The following is a 20680-nucleotide window of genomic DNA, read 5'->3' as shown; positions in this document are numbered from 1 at the left end:
CCATGCTGGCAGGAGGGCATGGCCGACTTCCGCGGGCACTGTGCATCGGTGACCGCGCTGCACAGGAAGGTTGCTGCCATGACAACGGTGCCGAGCAGGCCAGAGCGAGGACACGGGGAGCCTGGCGGCAGCGGAACGTTCAACGCGTCCATGTTCGCCGGGAGCATGATGATGCTCAGCGGCCCCCTCAGCATTCTGATGGGCGCATCCGGTATCGCACAGGACACGCTGTTCGCCGCGTCCCGGTACTCCTACCGGTTCGACCTGACGGCCTGGGGCTGGATTCACCTCGTGATCGGAGTGGCACTCGTCATCGCCGCCCTGGGCGTGCTGACGGACCAGGGCTGGGGCCGCGGGGCCGGTATAGGGGTGGCGGCGGTCAGCCTGATCACCCAGTTCATGTTCGTTCCGTACTACCCGTTGTGGGCCATCCCGGTGATGACGATCGACCTCCTGATCCTCTTCGCGCTGACGAGGGGCCGGCTGTCCTGAGGGACCCTCAGAAGTTCCTCAACTCCGCTTTGGCCGCCGTGACGGCGGGGCATCCCCAGTCCACGCCGCGTTCTCGCGGTGGCCGGGGCGCCCACGGGGGGTCGCCTTCGGGGGAACGGAAAGAAGGTGACGCCATGGGCACCGTCTTCATCGTGGTGGTGGCAGCGGTCATCTGCCTCGCGATCGTCGCGTCGGCGGTCCGCCGGGGCGGCGGGACCAAGGGGGCGTACCGAAGCGGAGGTTCCTCGTCCTACGACAGCTCCGGCAGCTGGTGGGCCGGGGACTCGGGGTCGTCGTCCTCGCACGGCGGTCATCACGGCGGCGGTCACTCGTGCGGCGGCGGCCACTCCTCATGCGGCGGATCGTCCTGCGGGGGCGGCTCGTCGTGCGGCGGGGGAGGCTGCGGCGGGGGCAACTGAGCCGCCCGCAGGCGGTGAAAGACCGGGGCGTCCGGACGGAGAGCGGGGGAGCTCTCGCCGGGCGCCCCGGCGTACGCCGCAAGCAGCGGGGCGCACGACATGGTTGAACAGTTGAGCTGTGGAGCCCTCTGAGGGATGGAAACCCCACGAAGTTGGGTAAAAACGCTGTGGCAGCGCCACAGTTCATGATTCCCTCTAAATCACCAAAGCAGCGCCTCGGACGTCCTGACGACACCCTCCCCCGGCTGGGCCGGCCGGGCCGATCTCCCGGTGTCGACCGAGGTGCGCCGGACCACACTTCTCCCCTTTGCTTGTTAGCGGAGCCGATCCATGCTCACGACCCTGAACACCTCCTACACCGATACGCGCGCGGCCGACCTCGCCTGGGCCCTGGGACGCGAGCCGCTGCCCGCCCTGGCCACCCTCGACCTGGAACTGACCGGGGCGAAGCTGCAGTTGAGACTGCTCGGCGCGTCCCACCAGGTGCTCCTGGAGGAGGAGTGCGGCGGCTGTTCGGAGACGGTGGCGTGCATCGCGGGGTCCAGCACCCCCCTGCCGCTCGGGGTCGCCAAACGCATCGGCGACTGGGAGTACGAGTTCGCGGCCCGCGTCGAGGTGCTGTCACCCGGCTCCTTCGCGGGCCGTGCCCAGGAACTGCTGGCACTGGTCTCCGAGCATCCGTACGGCCTCGCCGGGGTCTTCCCGGGCAGCCCGCACGCCTTCACGGCGATGCTCGCCCAGCGGCACGAGGGGCAGGTGCACTGGCGGACCTGGCACGCGTACCCGCAGGACGGCCAGCTGGTGGCGACCCGGACCCGGGTCGGCGTACGGGTTCCGGGACCCCACTCCGTGGCCGGATGACATAAACCAACGGGGCGTCAAAGGGCCCGGAGTTCCACACGTGTGGGTGACGAAGCGTACCGAGCGAGTGACGTAACGTCGCAGAGTGATCGATCCGCACGCACCCGCCCCGCCCGGCACACCGCGGCCCTGGGGCGCCCCCGCGCCGCTGCCCGTGCGGCCGGGGACGGGCCGCTTCCTGGTCCTGGCGTGTGTGTTCGTCTGCGCGGCCTGCGGATTGGTGTACGAACTCGAACTGGTCGCCCTCGCCTCGTACCTGATCGGCGACTCGGTCACCCAGGCCTCCGTCGTGCTGTCCGTGATGGTCTTCGCGATGGGCGTCGGCTCACTGGCCGCGAAACGGCTGCGCTGGCACGCGGCGGCCGGATTCGCCGCCGTCGAGGCCGCGCTGGCGCTGATCGGCGGCTGCAGCGCGATGGCCCTGTACGCCGTCTTCGCCTGGACCGGCGGCTGGGGCGGCCTGTGGGCCACCGGCCCGCGCTGCCTCCTGGTCGCCTTCTCCCTCGCCATCGGCCTGCTCATCGGCGCCGAGGTGCCGCTCCTGATGGAGCTCATCCAGCGCATCCGCCGCCAGGACGCGGGCGGCGCCGTGGCCGACCTGTTCGCGGCGGACTACGTCGGCGCCCTGGTCGGCGGCCTCGCCTTCCCGTTCCTGCTGCTGCCCTTCCTCGGCCAGTTGACGGGGACCCTGCTCACCGGCACGGTCAACGTCGTGGCCGGGGGCGCCCTGGTCCTCGGCCTGTTCCGCCGCGACCTGTCCCGCCGGGCCCGCTGGACCCTCCTCGTCGCCAACGTCACCGTCCTCGGCGTCCTCGCCTCCGCCGCCGTCCTCGTCGGCGACTTCGAACGGGCCGCACGGCACGCCGTCTACGGCGCCGACGTCCGGGTCGCCCTCCAGACCGACGTCCAGGAGATCGTCCTCACCGGCGGCACCCACGGCCGCCCCCTCGACCTCTTCCTGGACGGCCGGCTGCGGGTCGGCGGCCGCGACGAACGCCGCTACCACGAAGCCCTCGTCCACCCCGCCATGAGCGGCCCCCACGCGCGCGTGCTGATCCTCGGCGGCGGCGACGGCATGGCCGCCCGCGAGGTGCTGCGCCACCCCGGCGTCGACCGCGTCGACATCGTCGAACTCGACGCGGGCCTGGTCCGCCTCGCCCGCCACGACCCCGCCCTCGCCGCGCTCAACGGGCACGTGTACGACGACCCGCACGTCCACGTGTTCACCGCCGACGCCTTCCAGTGGCTGCGCGACGCACCCCGCTCCGGCTACTCCGGCTACGACGTCGTCATCGCCGACCTGCCCGACCCCGGGATCACCGCCAGCACCAAGCTGTACTCCCAGGAGTTCTACGGCCTCGCCCGCCGCGCCCTCGCCCCCGGCGGCCGCCTGGTCGTCCACGCGGGCCCGGTCCAGGCCCGCCCCCGCGCCTTCTGGACGGTCGCCGCGACCATACGGGCCGCCGGCCTGGCCACCACCCCCTACCGGGTCCTCGGCCACGACGCCGGTTTCACCCCGGGCCCCGACCGCTCGGCGGGCGAGTCCAGGACCCCGCACGACTGGGGCTTCGTCCTGGCGACGGCCGGTTCCCACGCCCCGCCGCTGCGCCTTCCGGCCGACGGCCCACGGCTGCGGACGCTCACGGAGGGGGCACTGGAGCGGGACGCGCTGAAGACACCGGCGGCCGGGCCGCCGCCGTCGACGCTGGTGCACCCCCGGTACTGAGCGGACCCGGCCGTCAAGGAGGCTCGCAGCGTGCCGTGCGTCGGGGAGGGTGTGCCGGACCGACTCGTGGGTAGGCTCAGTCGCCATGGAGCACCAGGTGTACGTCCCGGCCCCGGCCTCGCGGCTCAGGGAGGCGCTGGCCGACCCCGCGCGGGTCGCCCGGGCGGTCCCCGGCCTCCAGCAGGACGCGGGCGCCGCGCCCGGCACCGGCCGCCTCAAGGTCCGGATCGGCAGCCACTCGATCACCTACCGGGGCTCCCTGCGCGTCAGCGCCCACGACGACGGTTCGTACGCGCTCGACGGTGACGCCACCGAGGCCCGCGGCACCGGCACGGTGAAGCTGGCGCTCACGTTCCGCCTCGCGGACAGGGACGGGGGCTGCGCGGTCACGGTGACCGGCACGGCCTCCGCCGACGGGCGGGTCGCGGAGCTGCCGGCGGAGGCGGTGGAGTCGGCGGCGACAAGGCTGCTGAGCCGCTTCGCGGAGGCGCTGGGCGAGGCGGTGGAGCCGACGGCTCCCGACGCACCGGCCTCGGTCTACGAGACGGAGGTCCCGCCGGCGCCCGAACGGGTGACGGAACCCGTGGAGGAGCCGGTGGTGGAGCCGGTGGTGGAGCCGCTTCCCGAGATCTTCGCCGAGGCGGCGCACGCGCGCCGGACGATGATCGGCCGCAGCGCGGAGGAGGTGGACCACGCGCCGCCGAGGGGGCGGTACGCACCGGTCCCTGCGCCGCAGACGGTGGCGGGGGCTTCGGCCCTGCGCTGGGCCGCCCCGGCGGCGGCCCTGGCACTGGCATCGGCGATCGTGGTGACGAGGGCGCTGCGACGACGGCGTTGACGTCTCCCGGAGGGGTTTCGCTCACCGGCGCCGGCAGGGTGCCTCCCCCAGAGGGGGGACCCCCAGCGCCCACCCGTGCCCTATGTAGCTGGCGTGAGTGCAGCGCCCCGTAAGGGGCGCGGGGAACTGCGCGACCAGCCCCCACCCACCCGCACCCGAATCACAAGGGCTCCCCCCAGTACTGTCATCCCGTGAGTAACGAAGACATCACGCTGACCGCAGGCGACGCCACCCTCCACCTGCACCCCGGCAACGGCGGCCGGATCGCCGGCCTCGAAGTCGGCTCCCTCGAACTCCTCCGCCAGGGCGACCGCTTCGGCTGCTTCCCGATGGTGCCGTGGTGCGGCCGGATCCGGGACGGCCGTTTCCGCGACGGCGCCACCACCGTCCAGATGCCCCTCAACTCCCCGCCGCACGCCATCCACGGCACCGCCCGCGACGGCGCCTGGCGCACCGCGCGGGTCTCGGCGGACGAGGCCGTGATCACCTGCGACCTCGGCGCCCCCTGGCCGCACCCCGCCCGCGTCACCCACGTCGTGCAGCTCGCCGAGGACTCGCTGACGCTGACGATGGCCGTGGAGACGTACGACGACTCCTTCCCGGCGCAGATCGGCTGGCACCCCTGGTTCAACCGGAACCTCGGCGGCCAGGACGCCCAGGTCGGCTTCACCCCCGCCTGGCAGGAGGAGCGCGGCGAGGACCACCTGCCCACCGGCAACCGCATCGACCCGAAGCCGGGCCCCTGGGACGACTGTTTCGGCATGCCCGACGGAGTCGACGTCACCCTCACCTGGCCGGGACAGCTGGAGCTGAAGGTCGCCAGCCGCGAGCAGTGGGTCGTGGTCTACGACGAGCAGGAGGCGGCGGTGTGCGTGGAGCCGCAGACCGGCCCGCCGAACGGGCTGAACACCCTCCCGAGGCTCGTCACCCCGCTGGAGCCGCTGGAAGCCACGACCACCTGGACCTGGACGCGCCTCTAAGCTGGTCGGCATGACGGACGTACGCGCTGAGCTGCTGCAACAGATCAAGGACAAGGCCGTGGTGCACGGCAAGGTGACCCTGTCGTCGGGCAAGGAAGCCGACTACTACATCGACCTTCGCCGGATCACCCTGGACGGCGAGGCCGCGCCGCTGGTCGGTCAGGTCATGCTCGACCTGACCGCCGAGCTCGACTTCGAGGCCGTCGGCGGGCTCACCCTGGGCGCGGACCCGGTGGCCACGGCCATGCTGCACGCCTCCCATGCGCGCGGGAAGACGCTGGACGCCTTCGTGGTCCGCAAGGCGGGCAAGGCGCACGGCCTGCAGCGCCGTATCGAGGGCGCCGAGGTCAAGGGCCGCCGCGTGCTGGCCGTCGAGGACACCTCCACCACCGGCGGCTCCGTGCTGACCGCCGTGGAGGCCCTGCGCGAGGCCGGCGCGGAGGTCGTCGCCGTCGCCACCATCGTGGACCGGGCGACCGGGGCGGCCGAGGCGATCGCCGAGCAGGCGGACGTGCCGTACCTGTTCGCCTTCTCGAAGGACGAACTGGGTCTGGACTGACCCGCGGTCGACGACTGGGATTGACGACCGGGACTGACGCGGACGTGACCGACGCGTGGAGCATCGGTTCATGTCTGGAAAGATGTGGACGACGATGACGTCGCCCCCAAGGTCTAGGTCAGGGCCGTAAGAAAACAGCAGTACGCCGACCCGCACACTCAAGGAGCGGACACATGCCCATCGCAACCCCCGAGGTCTATAACGAGATGCTCGACCGGGCGAAGGCAGGCAAGTTCGCCTACCCGGCCATCAACGTCACCTCGACCCAGACCCTGCACGCGGCGCTGCGCGGCTTCGCGGAGGCGGAGAGCGACGGCATCGTCCAGATCTCCACGGGTGGTGCCGAGTTCCTGGGCGGCCAGTACAAGAAGGACATGGTCACCGGCTCGGTGGCGCTCGCCGAGTTCGCGCACATCGTCGCCGAGAAGTACCCGGTCAACATCGCGCTGCACACGGACCACTGCCCGAAGGACAAGCTCGACGGGTACGTGCGTCCGCTGCTCGCGATCTCCGAGGAGCGCGTGAAGAACGGCCGTAACCCGCTCTTCCAGTCGCACATGTGGGACGGCTCCGCCGAGACCCTCGCCGACAACCTCGCCATCGCGCAGGAGCTCCTGGAGCAGGCCCGCCGCGCCAACATCATCCTCGAGGTCGAGATCACCCCGACCGGTGGCGAGGAGGACGGCGTCTCCCACGAGATCAACGACTCGCTCTACACCACGGTCGACGACGCGATCCGTACCGCCGAGGCGCTCGGCCTCGGTGAGAAGGGCCGCTACCTGCTCGCCGCCTCCTTCGGCAACGTGCACGGCGTGTACAAGCCGGGCAACGTCGTGCTCCGCCCCGACCTGCTGAAGGAGCTGAGCGACGGCGTCGCCGCCAAGTTCGGCAAGCAGTCGCCGTTCGACTTCGTCTTCCACGGCGGCTCCGGCTCCACCGAGCAGGAGATCCGCACCGCGCTGGAGAACGGCGTCGTGAAGATGAACCTCGACACGGACACCCAGTACGCCTTCACCCGTCCGGTCGCCGACCACATGTTCAGGAACTACGACGGCGTCCTGAAGGTCGACGGCGAGGTCGGCTCCAAGAAGACCTACGACCCGCGCACCTGGGGCAAGCTGGCCGAGGCCGGCATGGCCGCGCGCGTCGTCGAGGCCACGCAGAACCTGCGCTCGGCGGGTAACAAGATCAAGTAAGCCGCATTACGGTCAGGACCCGGCGTTCGTCTGTCTACGGCGCCGGGTCCGCTGTATACCTGGAACCATGCCCGACGTCCGGATCGCCTCAGCCCAGGGCAAGTGGATCCTGCTCACCACGGTGCTCGGCTCCAGCATGGCGCTGCTGGACTCCACGGTCGTCAACGTGGCGCTGCCCCGCATCGGCGACGACCTGAACGCGAGTCTGTCCGCGCTCCAGTGGACGATCAACGCCTACATGCTGACGCTGGCCGGCCTGATCCTGCTCGGCGGCTCGCTCGGCGACCACTACGGCCGCCGGAAGATCTTCGTGCTGGGCGTCGTCTGGTTCGCCGCCGCGTCCCTGATGTGCGGTCTCGCCCCGACCGACGCGATCCTGATCGCCGCCCGCGCCCTCCAGGGCATCGGCGGCGCCCTCCTCACTCCCGGCTCCCTCGCCCTCATCCAGGCCTCCTTCCACCCCGACGACCGGGCCCGCGCGGTCGGCCTGTGGTCCGGCTTCGGCGGCATCGGCGCGGCCGTGGGGCCCTTCCTCGGCGGCTGGCTGGTGGACGGCCCCGGCTGGCGCTGGGTCTTCCTGCTCAACGTCCCGCTGGCCCTGCTCTGCGTCCCCATCGCCCTGCGCCACGTCCCCGAGTCCGCCGACGGCCGCGCCCACGGCCGCTTCGACGTCCTCGGCGCGGTGCTGGGCGCCCTGGCCCTGGGCCTGGTCACCTACGCCCTGATCGAGGCCGGTACCGCGTCCCTGCTGGCCGTGGCGGGCGTCGCGGCCGGCGTGGCCTTCGTGTACGTCGAGAAGCGCCGCCAGGACCCGATGCTCCCGCTGGACATGTTCGCGTCCCGCCAGTTCACGGCGCTCAACGTCGTCACCCTGTGCGTGTACGGCGCCTTCGGCGGCTACTTCTTCCTCACCGCCCTCCAACTCCAGGTGGTGGCGGGGTACTCGGCGCTGGCCGCGGGCACGGCGCTGCTGCCGACGACGGCCCTGATGCTGCTGTTCTCCGCCCGCTCGGGCGCCCTGGCCGACCGCATCGGCCCCCGCATCCCCCTCACGGTGGGCCCGCTGCTCTGTGCCGCCGCGATGCTCCTGATGCTGCGCGTCGGCGAACACGCGAACTACCTGACCGACGTCCTCCCGGCGGTCCTGCTCCAGGGCCTCGGCATGGTCACCCTGGTGGCCCCGCTCACCGCGTCCGTCCTCGCCTCCGTGGACACGACCCGGGCGGGCATCGCCAGCGGCATCAACAACGCGGCGGCCCGCGCCGCCAGCCTGATCGCGGTGGCGGCGCTGCCGCTGCTCGCGGGGATGGGCCCGGAGGCGTACCGGTCGGCGACCGCCTTCAACGCGGCGTTCGACCGGGCCATGCCGATCTGCGCCGGTGTCCTGGTGGTCGGCGCGGCGCTGGCCTTCGCCCTGGTGCGCCGCCCGGCCCCGGACTGCCGCCACCCGGAATGCCGCACCCACGGCTGCATCACGGCTCCGCCCCTGGAGGCCGGGCGCCGCCCCGACCTGCAGGCCGGCGGGGGCTGATCGCGCAGTTCCCCGCGCCCCTAAAGGGGCGCTGCCCAGCCGTGTCTTACATAGCTGCGGGCAGGCGTGCCGCAGGGCGGCACGGGTGGGCGCTGGGGGTCCCCCCTCTGGGGGAGGCACCCTGCCAGCGCCGGTAAGCGTCCCCCCCCGGCCCCTACCCCTTCAGCTCGGCGTACGCCTCCGGGCTGCTGTCCTTCAGGAACTGCCGGCACCGCTCGTACTCGTCCTTCTCACCGATCTCCCCGGCGGCCCGGCCGAGCGCAGCGAGACAGCGCAGGAAGCCCTGGTTGGCCTGGTGCTCCCAGGGCACCGGCCCGTGCCCCTTCCACCCGGCGCGGCGCAGGGCGTCCAGCCCACGGTGGTAGCCGGTGCGCGCGTACGCGTACGACTCGACGACCGCGCCGCGCCCGAACGCCTCGTCGGCGAGCAGCGCCCAGGCCAGCGAGAAGGTCGGGAACTTCGCCGCGACCTCGACGGGAGCCAGCGACTCCTCGCTCAGCAGGCGGTACGCCTCTTCGTTCTCCGGCAGATACGTCGGCTCCGGACCACCGAGCAGGTTCTTGTGCGTCGTCATGGCGCCAGTCTGCCACCGCCGGCAACCTCATCCCGCGCCCCGCCGTCTTCCAGACCGCCGGCCCGTACGTGACGGCAGGGGGGAGCACACGTGCCTGATCCGATTCCCGGCGGTCAGCCGCCGGAGGCCCACGTCCTGGCCCGGTTCCTGACCGCGGACCCGGAGCAGTGGCCGCGGCTCGCCCCGCGGGTGACGGAAGCGGTCGGGATGGCGACGCTGGAGCGGATCGTGCACGCCACGGCCGCCCGGATCGGCGGGTTCGGCACCGTGACGGACGGTCCGGACGGGCTGATCGTGTCCGGCAGCACGGGCCGGGTGCGGGCCTGGGCCCAGGTGGCCCCCGACGGCGAACTCACCGGACTGCGCATCGAGGGCGCCCCCTACACACCGCCCAGGCGCCGGCTGCCCGCCCACCTCGCCTGGTCGGTCTGCCTGGTCCTGGTCGCAGTCTGGAACGTCCTGATCCTCTGGACGGCCGGCGACCGCACCGCCTGGACCGCGGACCTGGCCACCCTCGCCGCGTTCTACGTGGTCGTCGAGGGCTGCGGCGCACCGGCGCTGCAACCGCGTCCGCTCCGGCGCGCGGTCGAGGCGGGCGCAGTCGCCGCCCTCGCCTCGGCGTGGCGGCTGCCGGGGCTGCCGGCCGGAGACGGCCGGTTCGGTCTCGCCGTCGGGTTCGTCCTTCTCGCGGCGGCCGGCTGGCTGGTCACCGCCGCCCGGCTGCACCGCCGGCGGGGCAGGCTGTCCCGGCCGCTGCGGTTCCCGCTGGAGGGCGCCTGGTACGTCGTACAGGGCGGCGGCCCGGCGGTGAACCACCACGCCCCGGTGCCCGAGCAGCGCGCCGCCCTCGACCTGGTGGCGCTCGGCCGGTACGGCACCCGTACCCGGCCCGGCCGCGAGCTGACCGCGTACGCCGCCTACGGGCGCCCGGTCCGTTCCCCCTGCGACGGCAGGGTGGTCTCCGCGGCCGACGGGGTCGCCGACCAGCGGCCGGGGGAGATCCGCTACCAGCCGCTGTACGGCAACCACGTGTTCCTCGACACCGGCCGGGAGATCGTGAAGCTCGCCCATCTGCGCCCCGGCTCGGTGACGGTGGCCGAGGGGGACACGGTCCGGGCGGGACAGGTCCTCGGCGAGGTCGGCAACAGCGGCAACAGCACCGAGCCCCACCTGCACCTGCACGCGGAACGCGACGGACTCGGCCTCGACCTGGAGTTCGAGGGGGTGTCCGGGCGGCTGTACCGGGGGCGGACGGTCCGCGGCTGAGCGGGGCGGGACCGCCGGACGGCGGCTCCCGACAGGCGGGTCTTGCAGTATCCGGGTTACGTTGCGGAAGATGCTGGTGGGGACCGGGGCCCCCGTGTCGGCATCGGCAGGGGCGGACCGCTACCCGGAGTACTACAGGAGACAGCGATGTCCCAAGAGGCTCTTGAATCGAACGAGCCCGAGACCCCGCATCTCGACTTCGCCGGCACGACCCCCTACGAGGACTACGTCAGGGCCGACGTGCTCACCCACCTCCAGCACACCCTCTCCGACGATCCCGGAGAGATGGTCTTCCTGGTCACCACCCAGGTGATGGAGCTGTGGTTCACCGTCATCGTCCACGAGTGGGAGACTGCGGCGGCGGCGCTGCGCGGTGACGACCTCCCCACCGCGATCGCCGCGCTGAAGCGTTCCACCCGCGAGCTGGAGGCGCTGAACGCCTCCTGGAAGCCGCTCGGCCAGCTCACCCCGGCGCAGTTCAACTCCTACCGTTCCGCCCTCGGCGAGGGCTCCGGCTTCCAGTCGGCGATGTACCGGCGGATGGAGTTCCTGCTCGGCGAGAAGTCCGCGTCCATGCTCGTCCCGCACCGCGGCGCGCCCCGCGTCCACGCGGAACTGGAGAAGGCGCTGCACGAGCCGAGTCTGTACGACGAGGTGGTGCGGGTGCTGGGGCGGCGGGGGTATCCGATCCCGGACGCGGTGCTGGTGGAACGTGACATATCACTGCCCTATGCACCTTCCGACGCCGTCGAGGCCGCCTGGACCGCCGTCTACTCCGCCGAAGGCGACGGCGACGGCGAGCTCGCCCGGCTCGGCGAGGCGCTGACCGACGTCGCCGAGCTCGTCTGGCGCTGGCGCAACGACCACCTGGTCGCCACCCGCCGCGCGATGGGCGCCAAGACCGGCACCGGCGGCTCGGCCGGGGTCGCCTGGCTGGAGAAGCGCGCCCGCAAGAACGTGTTCCCGGAGCTGTGGACGGCGAGGTCCCATGTCTGAGCTGGCCCTGAGGGCGGAGAAGCTGGACGCGTCGGACGACCTGGCCGGGCTCCGCGACCGCTTCGTCCTCGATGACGCCGTCTATCTCGACGGCAATTCCCTGGGCGCCCTGCCCGCACACGTCCCCGGTCGCGTCGAGGACGTCGTCCGGCGGCAGTGGGGCGAGCTGCGGATCCGGTCCTGGGACGAGAGCGGCTGGTGGACGGCGCCGGAGCGGATCGGCGACCGGATCGCCCCGCTGGTCGGCGCGGCGGCCGGGCAGATCGTGGTCGGCGACTCGACAAGTGTCAACGTTTTCAAGGCACTTGTGAGCGCGGTCCGGCTCGCGGGGGAGGGCCGTGACGAGATCCTCGTCGACGCGACGACCTTCCCCACGGACGGCTACATCGCCGAGTCGGCGGCCCGGCTGACGGGCTGCGCGATGCGTCCGCTCACCCCCGCCGAGGTCCCGGCGGCGCTGGGCGACCGTACCGCCGCCGTACTCCTCAACCACGTCGACTACCGCACCGGACGCCTCCACGACCTGCCCTCCCTCACCGCCGCCGTCCACGCGGCCGGAGCCGTGTCCGTCTGGGACCTGTGCCACAGCGCGGGCGCGCTGCCGGTGGGCCTCGACGAGCACGGGGTCGACCTGGCGGTCGGCTGCACCTACAAGTACCTGAACGGAGGCCCGGGTTCACCGGCGTACCTGTACGTCCGCCGTGGTCTCCAGGACCGTTTCGACTCCCCGCTGCCCGGCTGGAACTCGCATGCGGAGCCCTTCGGGATGCGACCGGGGTACGAACCGGCCGCGGGTGCGGTGCGCGGCCGCGTCGGCACCCCGGACATCCTCTCCATGCTCGCCCTGGAGGCGGCGCTGGAGGTGTGGGACGGGGTGCCGGTGGCGGCCGTACGCGCCAAGTCGCTCGCCCTGACGGACTTCTTCCTGGAGTGCGTCGAGGCGTACCTGCCTCAGGGCCGCGTCGAGTGCGTGACCCCGGTGGCCCACGAGGAGCGCGGCAGTCAGATCGCGCTGCGCTGTTCCGACGCCGGGGACGTGATGAAACGGCTGATCGAGCGGGGGGTGGTCGGGGACTTCCGGCACCCGGACGTGCTCCGCTTCGGCTTCACCCCGCTGTACGTCGGTTTCGCGGACGTGGAGCGGGCGGCGCGGGTGCTGGGGGAGGTGGCGGGAGGGGCCCTCGCCTGGTGACATGACGACATAGTGATCCCCGGGCAGCGGCCGGGACGGTACAGAACCGAGCAATCCTCACCGTGCGTGACATCCGCGTGTCCCCGCACGTCACCGGCCTGATACCGTCCCGGCCAACGGCAGATTTCCCCACCTGGTCCGCCAACACAATTACGTCGCTGAGAGGTTGGAGCATGCCGGACGACGACGCAGCTGCCCGGGACGCCGCCGAGGAGGAGTCGGCCTTCTCGCACCCGCACGTCGCGCCCGACGTCACGGCCGCCTACGGCGACCACCCCGACCAGGTGATCGACTTCTACGCCCCGCACACCGACGAGCCCCTGGTCCCGCTGGTCGTGGTCCTGCACGGCGGCGCGTGGCGTGCACCGTACGACCGCGGCCACATCACCCCGTTCGCCGACTACCTGGCCCGGCGCGGCTTCGCGGTGGCCAACGTCGAGTACCGGCGCGGCGCCGCGCTCCCCGCGCAGGGCGGTACGGCCCCGGTGGCGGGCCGCTGGCCGGACACCTTCGACGACGTGGCGGCGGCACTGGACGCCCTGCCTGCCCTGGTCCGCGAGGCGGTCCCGCGCGCGGACCTGCGGCGCACGGTCCTCACCGGTCACTCGGCGGGCGGCCACCTGGCGCTGTGGGCGGCGGCACGGCACGTCCTCCCGGCGGACGCCGCGTGGCGCACCTCGGGTCCGGCGCCGCTGCGGGGTGTGGTGGCCCTGGCCCCGATCGCGGACTTCGCGACGGCCGAGAAGCTGGACGTCTGCGGCAACGCGGCGCTGCAACTCCTGGGCGGCGAGGAGAAGTTCACCGACCGCCAGCGCTATGCCGACCCGGCGCTCCTGCTCCCGACCGGCATCGCGACCACGCTGGTGCAGGGCCGCACGGACGTGATCGTCCCGCAGGCGGTCGCCGAGTCCTACGCGGAGGCGGCGGCCAAGGCGGGCGAGGTGGTGGGCCTGACGCTCCTGGAGGAGGTCGGTCACTTCCCCCTCATCGACCCGGCGGCGGACGCCTGCGCGGTGGTGGCGGAGGAGATCGCCCAACTCGCCTGGTGAGAGCCCACCCCTGAGCTTTCCCCGCATACCCGTAGTACCTGAGAGCTACCTCCCAGGTGAGTCCCCAGGCGGGACGCGAACGACACGCTCCGCTCCGTAATTTCCCGTTCAGACAAGCCCGACGACCGGGCGGCTGAACGGGGAGGGACGACCATGACGGGGGAGCAGGAGAGGGCTGCGTCGAAACACCGCAGCTGCGGGCAGTCGAGTGCCGGCATCGACGAACTTCCCAGCTGCGGGCAGTCGTGCCGCTGGGGCGGCACGGGTGGGCGCAGCGGCACCCCGCCGGCGCGGGCGAGCGAAACCCCCCGCGCCAGCCGTACCCACCCCGCTGCTCCAGCGCCGGTGAGCGACACCCACCCCGCCGACACGAACCCCTCGTTCACAGCGCCGGTCAGCGCAACCCCACCCAAACGCCGCCCCACTCGAAGGTGGCGCCGCACCACCCTCGCCGCCCTCCTCCTCGCCGCCGTGGTCCTCCCCCTCTCCGCGGCCACCCGGCCCCGGATCCCGGCCCCACTCCCCGCTGCCCTCCCCGCCCCCCTCACCCCGGCCGCCCTCGCCACCGCCTACGAGGCCAACCGCGAGGACGCCGCCGAAGCCGCCCGGATGGCCGCCGCCGACGGAGACGTCTCCCGGGCCGCCGCCGACCGCGCCCTCGCGTCCCCCTCCCGGCGCCTCCTCCGCTTCGACGCCCGAGGCGACGGCCAGGTCACCGAGGTCTTCGGCGACTTGACGCATGCGACCCGCATCGCCGTGCTCGTCCCCGGCTCGGACACCACCCTCGACACCTACGCCCGCTTCCACACGGCGGCCGAGTCCCTCTACCGACGCCTCGCCCAGGAGACCCGCGAGCAGCCCGGCACCCGGACCGCCGTCATCGCCTGGCTCGGCTACCGGACCCCCGCCACGATCAGCACCACGGTCCTCACCCCGGGACGGGCCGGCCAAGCGGGCCCGCACCTGCGTGAGTTCATCCGCGAACTCCGCACCCTCACCGCTCCCGGGCCGGCGGCCGTCGCCCTCCTCTGCCACTCCTACGGCACGGTGGTCTGCGCCCGCGCCGCCCCCGCCCTCACCGGCCTCGGCGTCACCGACATCGCCCTGGTCGGCAGCCCCGGCACCGGCGCCGACTCGGCCGCGGACCTGCACACCTCCGCCCGCATCTGGGCGGCCAGAGGAGCCGACGACTGGATAGCCGAGGTCCCGCACCTCCGCGCCGGCCTCTTCGGCACGACCGTCGGCCTCGGCGCCGACCCCGTGTCCGCGTCCTTCGGCGCCCGCGTCTTCGCGGCAGGCCCCGGCGGCCACAGCGACTACTTCACCCCGGGCTCGGCCTCCCTGGCCAACCTCGCCCGGATCGTCCTCGGCGAGACAACGGAGGTCACCCGTGCGTAAGCCGCCGACACCCCGCCTCCCCGACCGCATACGACAGCTCACCCACCGCATCGACACCGCCACCCCGCCCGACCGGGACAGCGCCGTGGACGCCCTCCGCGCGTTCGCCGTCCTCGGTGTGGTCCTGGGCCACTGGCTGGTCACGGCGCTGGTGGCGGACAGCGGCGAACTGCACACCAGCAGCCCCCTCCAGTATCTGCCGCGGCTGGCCCCGATCTCCTGGGCGTTCCAGACCCTGGCCGTGTTCTTCCTGGTCGGCGGCCACGTCGCCACGCGCAGCCATGCCACCGCCCAGGCCGCGGGCATCCCCTACCACCGCTGGCTGACGTCCCGTCTGTCCCGCCTCTTCAAGCCGGTCGCCGCACTCCTCGCCCTCTGGACGATCGCGGCCACCGCCCTCCTTCTGTCCGGCACCGACTTCACCACCGTCCACACCCTCGCCAAACTCGCCCTGTCCCCCCTCTGGTTCCTCGTGGTCTTCGCGGCACTGACGGCGGCGACTCCCCTCGTCACCCGGCTCAACCCCCTGTGGCCGCTGGCCGTCGTCCTCCACGTGGACCTTCTCCGCTTCGGCTTCGGCGCCCCGCCCGTCGTCGGCTGGGTGAACCTGGCGGCCGGCTGGCTGGTGCCGTACACCCTGGGCGCCGCCTGGACCCGCGGTGAACTGGACCGCCCGCGCGCCGGCTGGGTCCTGTTCGTCGGCGGGACGGCGGCCACGGCCGGCCTCGTCGAGTGGGCGGGCTACCCGGCGTCGATGGTCGGTGTCCCCGGCGCGTCCGTCTCCAACCTCGACCCGCCCACCCTGGCCGCCGTCACCTTCGGCCTGGCGCAGTGCGGTCTGGCCCTGCTCCTGCGCGAGCGGCTGCGCCGCGCGATGCGCCGTCCCCTGGCCTGGGCGGCGGTGGCCTTCGTGAACCTCTCCGCGATGACGATCTTCCTCTGGCACCAGACGGCCCTGATGGCGACCACGGCCACCGGCCTCCTGCTCGGCCACCTCCCCGGCCTCCACACACCCCCCGACGACCTCACCTGGATCGTGGCCCGCCTGCTCTGGCTCCCGGCCTTCGCGTTGACGCTCGCCGTCTGCTGGGCGGCGTTCCACGGGTACGAGCGCGGCCGCCCCCGGACCCGCTCGCGCGTCGTCCGGACCCACCCCTCGTCCGATCGGGCGACACCGACCGGAGCCCGTCATGTCTAGGCTGACCGCTGTGACGGAGACGGGGGCCCGGCGGCCGGAGTGGACCGGCCGCGTGCTGCGCTGGCTGCGGATACTCCGCGACGACCTGTGCACCGCCCGTCTCGACCCGCTGCCCCCCTCCGTGTGGCTGCGCTGGCTGCCGCACGGCGTGCTGTGCCTGGCGGCGTTCGGCGTCACGCTCGGCGGCATCGCGCAGCTCTCGGACAACGGGCACCTGGGTCCCGGCCTCGCCTCTCTGCTCGGATTCGCGCCGGGCGGCGCCGTGGTCCTCGCGATGTGGCGGCCCGTCCCGGCATGGTGGGTGTCGGTGGGGACCATGCTGGTGGGCGCCGTCGCGTTGCACGGCCGGCTGGGCATGACTTCGGGGGTCCGTTTCACCTGGCCCTGGACCGTGGCCGGGATCATCGCGCACCTGCTGGTCCTGCTGCTGCTCGCGCTGCGGGTCCGGGCCCGGGTGGCCGTCGAGGCACTGGCCGTGACCGTGGTGGTCACCTGGCTTCTCGACGGCGTCTGGGGTGGGGCGCCGCACCAGTCCACCTCGGTGGTGGCCGTCGTCCTGGCCGTGATCGTCGTGGCGCTCGGCACGGCGTTGCGAGGCCGCCGCGAGGCGCGCGCGGAACTCGGCCGCCAGGCCTCGCTCACCGAGGAGGAGCGGGCCCGGCGCACCCTGCTGGAGGAGCGCAGCCGGATCGCGCGCGAGCTGCACGACGTGGTCGCCCACCACATGTCGGTCATCTCCATCCAGGCCCAGGTCGCTCCACACCTTGTGGAAAACCCTTCGGACGAGCTCCGGGAGAACCTCGACGGCATCCGGAACAACGCGCTGGAGGCGCTGACCGAACTGCGCAGAGTGCTGGGCGTCCTGCGCTCGGAGAGCCCCGACGAGGACGCGCCCGACGACTCCGGCACCGGCCCGCACAGTCCGCAGCCCACCCTGGACCGGCTGGACACGCTGGTCGAGAACACCAGAGCGGCCGGTCTGACCGTCACCGTCCGGATCAACGGCGAGCGGCGCCCGATGCAGTCGGGTGTGGAGCTGTCGGCGTACCGGATCGTGCAGGAGGCGCTGAGCAACGTCCTGCGGCACGCGCCGGGGGCGACCGCCCATGTCGAGATCGAGTACATCCCCTACGGACTTCTGGTGTCCGTCGCGAACTCCCGGCCGACACGCTCCGCACCGCCGTCGCCGGGCGCCGGGCACGGACTGCTCGGCATGCGGGAGCGGGCCGCGATGCTCGGCGGGTCGCTGACGGCGGGATCCGGGCCGGACGGCGGCTACCGGGTCTTCGCGGAGCTCCCGGCCGCCGCTCCCGGCGCGCGCCTGGTACCCGGCCGTACCGCGGACCTCACCACCGGCACCATCCGTGCCCTCGACCCGAAGGACGACCCCGCATGACGAGCAGCGGCAGCCCCATCCGCGTAGTCATCGCCGACGACCAGCAGATGGTCCGGCAGGGCTTCACCGTGCTGCTGAACGCCCAGCCCGGAATCGAGGTGGTCGGCCAGGCGGTGGACGGCCTGGACGCGGTGGCCAAGGTCGCCGAACACACCCCGGACGTCGTTCTCATGGACATCCGCATGCCCGAGCTCGGCGGCATCGAGGCCACCCGCCGGATCATCGGTGAACGCCCCCACATCAAGGTGCTGGTGCTCACCACCTTCGACCTGGACGAGTACGTGTACGAGGCGTTGCGGGCGGGCGCTTCCGGGTTCCTGCTCAAGGACGCGTCCGCGGACAAGCTCGCCGAGGCGGTCCGGGTGGTGGCGGCCGGCGACGCGCTGCTCGCGCCGGTCATCACCCGCCGGCTGATCGCCCAGTTCTCCCAGCTGGACGGCGGCCGGGTGCGCGCCCCGCTGAAGTCGCGGGTCGGCGATCTGACCGAGCGCGAGACGGAGGTCCTCACGCTGATCGCCCAGGGCCTGTCGAACGCGGAGATCGCCGAGCGGCTGGTCGTCGCCGAGCAGACCGTGAAGACCCATGTGGGCCGCATCCTGGTGAAGCTGGGCCTCAGGGACCGCACCCAGGCCGCGGTGTTCGCGTACGAGTCCGGGCTGGTACGCCCCTCCGGTTACTGACCGGCCTCCCGCTGCTCCTCGCAGTACCCGTAGTACCTGAGAAGGACGCTTGAGGACCCGCCTCACTGGTGACGACGGCGAGCCCCGGCTGCGCCTACGGTCGATTACGTGACCGAGACGACCCACCCGCACCCGCAGTCGCTGCCGCCCGAGCCGCCGGACCGCGCGTTCGAACCGTACAAGCCGCGCAGCCCGGAGATCCGGGCGGCGCTGGACGCCCTGCGCAGGCTGCGCCAGGACCTGTTCCAGGACGCCTTCGCCTACCGGCCGTTGCCCCCGATGAGCATGGACCGCCCGTTCGTCCGCCATCTCCCCGTCCGGTGGCGGCAGTACGCCGTGTGGGCCCCGCATCTCGCGGTGGTCGCGGCCGGCGGGGCGGCGCTGCTGGTGTCCGTCACGGACCGCCCGCAGGGGGAGTTCGGGGCCCTGGTGTCGGGCCTGTTCGCGCTGGCGCCGGTGCTGCTCACGCTGGCGCGCCCGGTCGCCGCGTTCTGGCTGTCCCTCGTCGGGACCTGGGTCGGCGCCCTGCTGGGCAGCGCCTGGGACGAATGGCCCTGGGCGCCGGGCAGCTTCTTCTCCCATCTGGTGGTGCTCACGGTGGTCGCCGTCCGCACCCGCCCGCGGACGGCGGCCTGGATGTGGGTGATCACCGGGCTCTACGGCTTCACGGCCCTCTCGCTCTTCGGCTCGGGCCACTACGGGAACAACGTCGCCCCGATGCTGGTCGCCTCCGCGATATCCATGCTCGCCGCCTCCGTCCGGCAGATCCGCCGGGAGGCCGAGCAGACGGTGACCGCGCAGCAGACGGAGACGGCACACGAGCGTTCCCGGCGCACCCTGCTGGAGGAGCGCACGACGATCGCCCGCGAGCTGCACGACGTGGTGGCGCACCACATGTCGGTGGTCGCCATCCAGGCGGAGGCGGCCCCCTACCGTGTCGAGAACCCGCCGCCGGAGCTGGAGAAGGCGTTCGCCACGATCCGGGAGAACGCGGTGGCGGCGCTCACCGAACTGCGCCGCGTGCTGGGCGTGGTCCGCGCCGAGGACTACGAGGCGCCGGACGCCCCGCAGCCCACCCTCGCCGACCTGGACGGGCTGCTCGCCAATGTGCGCGAGGCGGGCCTGGCCGTCGACAAGGGGGTGACCGGCGCGGTCCGTGAACTCCCGCAGGGCGTCGAGCTGTCGGCGTACCGGATCGTGCAGGAGGCGCTGAGCAACACCCTGCGCCATGCGCCGGGAGCGGGCGCCCGCGTCGAGATCGGGTACGTCATCGGCGGCCTGGGCCTGCGCGTCGTCAACGGCCCCCCGCCGCAGCCCGCCCTCATCAAGCCGTCGCCCGGCGCCGGCCACGGCATCACGGGCATGCGGGAGCGGGTCTCGATGCTGAACGGCGAGATGACGGCGGCCGCCACGCCTGAAGGCGGCTACGAGGTGACGGTGTTCCTCCCCGTCCCCGCGACCCCCGGCGAAGGTGACGCATGACCGCCGGCACCATCCGCGTACTGATCGCGGACGACCAGATGATGGTGCGCGAGGGCTTCTCGGTCCTGCTCAACGCGATGCCGGACATCGAGGTCGCCGGCGAGGCGGTCAACGGCCGGGAGGCGGTGGACCGGGTCCGTGAACTCGCCCCCGACGTGGTCCTGATGGACATCCGCATGCCCGAGCTGAACGGCATCGAGGCGACCCGGGAGATCGTGGCCGCCGACAGCGCGGCGAAGGTCCTGGTCCTGACCACCTTCGACCTCGACGAGTACGTCTACCAGGCCCTGCGCGCCGGAGCCTCCGGCTTCCTCCTCAAGGACGCCTCGGCCCGGCAGCTCGCCGACGGCGTGCGGGTGGTGGCGGCCGGCGAGGCCCTCCTGGCCCCCTCGGTCACCAGGCGCCTGATCACGGAGTTCTCGAAACTCTCCGACCCTCCGCGCCTGATGCCCGCGGCTCACGCGGCCTACGGCGACCTCACCGACCGGGAGACGGAGGTCCTGGTCCTCATCGCCCAGGGCCTGTCCAACGCGGAGATGGCCGAACGCCTGGTGGTGGCCGAGTCGACCGTCAAGACCCACGTCAGCCGCATCCTGGTGAAGTTGGGCCTCCGCGACCGAACTCAGGCGGCGGTGTTCGCCTACGAGGCACGGCTGGTGACGCCGGGGTAGCACAGGCGGCGCACATGCGGCGCACATGCCACGCGCACAGTCGTTGTTGCGATTCGATCGCGGGCGGTACAGGTGTGGACACAGTATGCGCAAGTTGTGTTTGAATGGTGAAGGAATCGGCCAAGTGGCTGATTCCACTCCCTCTTCTCTCTTTTCCCACTCCCGTTTCCCCAGCG

The 20680-nt window shown here is 72.7% G+C and carries 20 protein-coding genes; 19 read left to right on the top strand and 1 reads right to left on the bottom strand.

Going from position 1 to position 20680, the window contains the following annotated elements; all coding sequences use genetic code 11:
• The first annotated feature begins 78 nt into the window (after nt 1–78).
• The 9 genes from SSP29_RS09405 to SSP29_RS09365 all read left to right on the top strand — a co-directional run bounded on the left by SSP29_RS09405 (nt 79) and on the right by SSP29_RS09365 (nt 8602).
• Complete coding sequence (locus SSP29_RS09405; RefSeq protein WP_245883054.1) at nt 79–492, top strand: DUF7144 family membrane protein; 414 nt, start codon at nt 79–81, stop codon at nt 490–492.
• A 134-nt stretch (nt 493–626) separates the two neighbouring features.
• Nucleotides 627–911, top strand: a complete 285-nt coding sequence (locus SSP29_RS09400; RefSeq protein WP_089100094.1) for a hypothetical protein — start codon at nt 627–629, stop codon at nt 909–911.
• A gap of 330 nt (nt 912–1241) precedes the next feature.
• Nucleotides 1242–1772, top strand: coding sequence for a DUF2617 family protein (locus SSP29_RS09395; protein WP_089100093.1), 531 nt, complete (start codon nt 1242–1244; stop codon nt 1770–1772).
• 85 nt (nt 1773–1857) lie between these two features.
• Nucleotides 1858–3498 (top strand): polyamine aminopropyltransferase, encoded by a 1641-nt coding sequence (locus SSP29_RS09390; RefSeq protein ID WP_089100092.1) that lies wholly within the window; start codon nt 1858–1860, stop codon nt 3496–3498.
• Between the two features lie 85 nt (nt 3499–3583).
• Nucleotides 3584–4336: an SRPBCC family protein gene (locus SSP29_RS09385; protein WP_089100091.1), complete on the top strand. Its 753-nt coding sequence runs from the start codon at nt 3584–3586 to the stop codon at nt 4334–4336.
• Between the two features lie 191 nt (nt 4337–4527).
• Entirely contained in the window at nt 4528–5316 is a 789-nt protein-coding gene (locus SSP29_RS09380) for an aldose epimerase family protein (RefSeq protein WP_089100090.1), read from the top strand.
• A gap of 10 nt (nt 5317–5326) precedes the next feature.
• On the top strand, nt 5327–5875 hold the full coding sequence (pyrE, locus tag SSP29_RS09375; protein WP_089100089.1) for an orotate phosphoribosyltransferase: 549 nt from the start codon (nt 5327–5329) through the stop codon (nt 5873–5875).
• Between the two features lie 173 nt (nt 5876–6048).
• Nucleotides 6049–7071 (top strand): class II fructose-bisphosphate aldolase, encoded by a 1023-nt coding sequence (fbaA, locus tag SSP29_RS09370; protein ID WP_089100088.1) that lies wholly within the window; start codon nt 6049–6051, stop codon nt 7069–7071.
• A gap of 67 nt (nt 7072–7138) precedes the next feature.
• Nucleotides 7139–8602, top strand: coding sequence for an MFS transporter (locus tag SSP29_RS09365; RefSeq protein ID WP_089100087.1), 1464 nt, complete (start codon nt 7139–7141; stop codon nt 8600–8602).
• Between the two features lie 154 nt (nt 8603–8756).
• On the opposite strand, the gene SSP29_RS09360 is transcribed toward SSP29_RS09365, so the two are convergent.
• Nucleotides 8757–9176 carry a DUF3151 domain-containing protein gene (locus SSP29_RS09360; RefSeq protein ID WP_089100086.1) on the bottom strand — a complete coding sequence of 140 codons (420 nt, stop codon included), beginning with the start codon at nt 9174–9176 and terminating at the stop codon, nt 8757–8759.
• A gap of 90 nt (nt 9177–9266) precedes the next feature.
• On the opposite strand from SSP29_RS09360, the gene SSP29_RS09355 reads away from it, so the two are divergent.
• The 10 genes from SSP29_RS09355 (at nt 9267) to SSP29_RS09310 (ending at nt 20504) form a co-directional block, all read left to right on the top strand.
• Nucleotides 9267–10442: a M23 family metallopeptidase gene (locus SSP29_RS09355; RefSeq protein WP_089100085.1), complete on the top strand. Its 1176-nt coding sequence runs from the start codon at nt 9267–9269 to the stop codon at nt 10440–10442.
• A gap of 147 nt (nt 10443–10589) precedes the next feature.
• Complete coding sequence (locus SSP29_RS09350; protein ID WP_089100084.1) at nt 10590–11438, top strand: tryptophan 2,3-dioxygenase family protein; 849 nt, start codon at nt 10590–10592, stop codon at nt 11436–11438.
• Nucleotides 11431–12630, top strand: coding sequence for a kynureninase (gene kynU, locus SSP29_RS09345; RefSeq protein WP_089100083.1), 1200 nt, complete (start codon nt 11431–11433; stop codon nt 12628–12630). Before SSP29_RS09350 ends, kynU begins: the two co-directional genes overlap by 8 nt.
• Nucleotides 12631–12803: 173 nt before the next feature.
• Nucleotides 12804–13679, top strand: a complete 876-nt coding sequence (locus tag SSP29_RS09340) for an alpha/beta hydrolase (RefSeq protein WP_089100082.1) — start codon at nt 12804–12806, stop codon at nt 13677–13679.
• Between the two features lie 471 nt (nt 13680–14150).
• Nucleotides 14151–15077 carry an alpha/beta hydrolase gene (locus SSP29_RS09335; RefSeq protein WP_438363790.1) on the top strand — a complete coding sequence of 309 codons (927 nt, stop codon included), beginning with the start codon at nt 14151–14153 and terminating at the stop codon, nt 15075–15077.
• Nucleotides 15070–16275, top strand: coding sequence for an acyltransferase family protein (locus SSP29_RS09330; protein WP_150133829.1), 1206 nt, complete (start codon nt 15070–15072; stop codon nt 16273–16275). Before SSP29_RS09335 ends, SSP29_RS09330 begins: the two co-directional genes overlap by 8 nt.
• On the top strand, nt 16268–17671 hold the full coding sequence (locus SSP29_RS09325) for a sensor histidine kinase (protein WP_089100080.1): 1404 nt from the start codon (nt 16268–16270) through the stop codon (nt 17669–17671). Before SSP29_RS09330 ends, SSP29_RS09325 begins: the two co-directional genes overlap by 8 nt.
• Nucleotides 17668–18351, top strand: coding sequence for a response regulator transcription factor (locus SSP29_RS09320; RefSeq protein WP_089100079.1), 684 nt, complete (start codon nt 17668–17670; stop codon nt 18349–18351). Before SSP29_RS09325 ends, SSP29_RS09320 begins: the two co-directional genes overlap by 4 nt.
• A 108-nt stretch (nt 18352–18459) precedes the next feature.
• The gene (locus tag SSP29_RS09315; RefSeq protein ID WP_089100078.1) at nt 18460–19833 is read left to right on the top strand and encodes a sensor histidine kinase; all 1374 of its coding nucleotides are present in this window, start codon (nt 18460–18462) and stop codon (nt 19831–19833) included.
• A complete protein-coding gene (locus SSP29_RS09310) occupies nt 19830–20504 on the top strand; it encodes a response regulator (protein WP_089100077.1) in 675 nt (224 codons plus the stop codon). Before SSP29_RS09315 ends, SSP29_RS09310 begins: the two co-directional genes overlap by 4 nt.
• Nucleotides 20505–20680: the final 176 nt, after the last annotated feature.

The organism is Streptomyces hyaluromycini (assembly GCF_002217755.1).
Classification (GTDB): domain Bacteria; phylum Actinomycetota; class Actinomycetes; order Streptomycetales; family Streptomycetaceae; genus Streptomyces; species Streptomyces hyaluromycini.
Note: the sequence above shows the minus strand (reverse complement) of the source record. Positions and strands in the feature narration are given on the sequence as shown.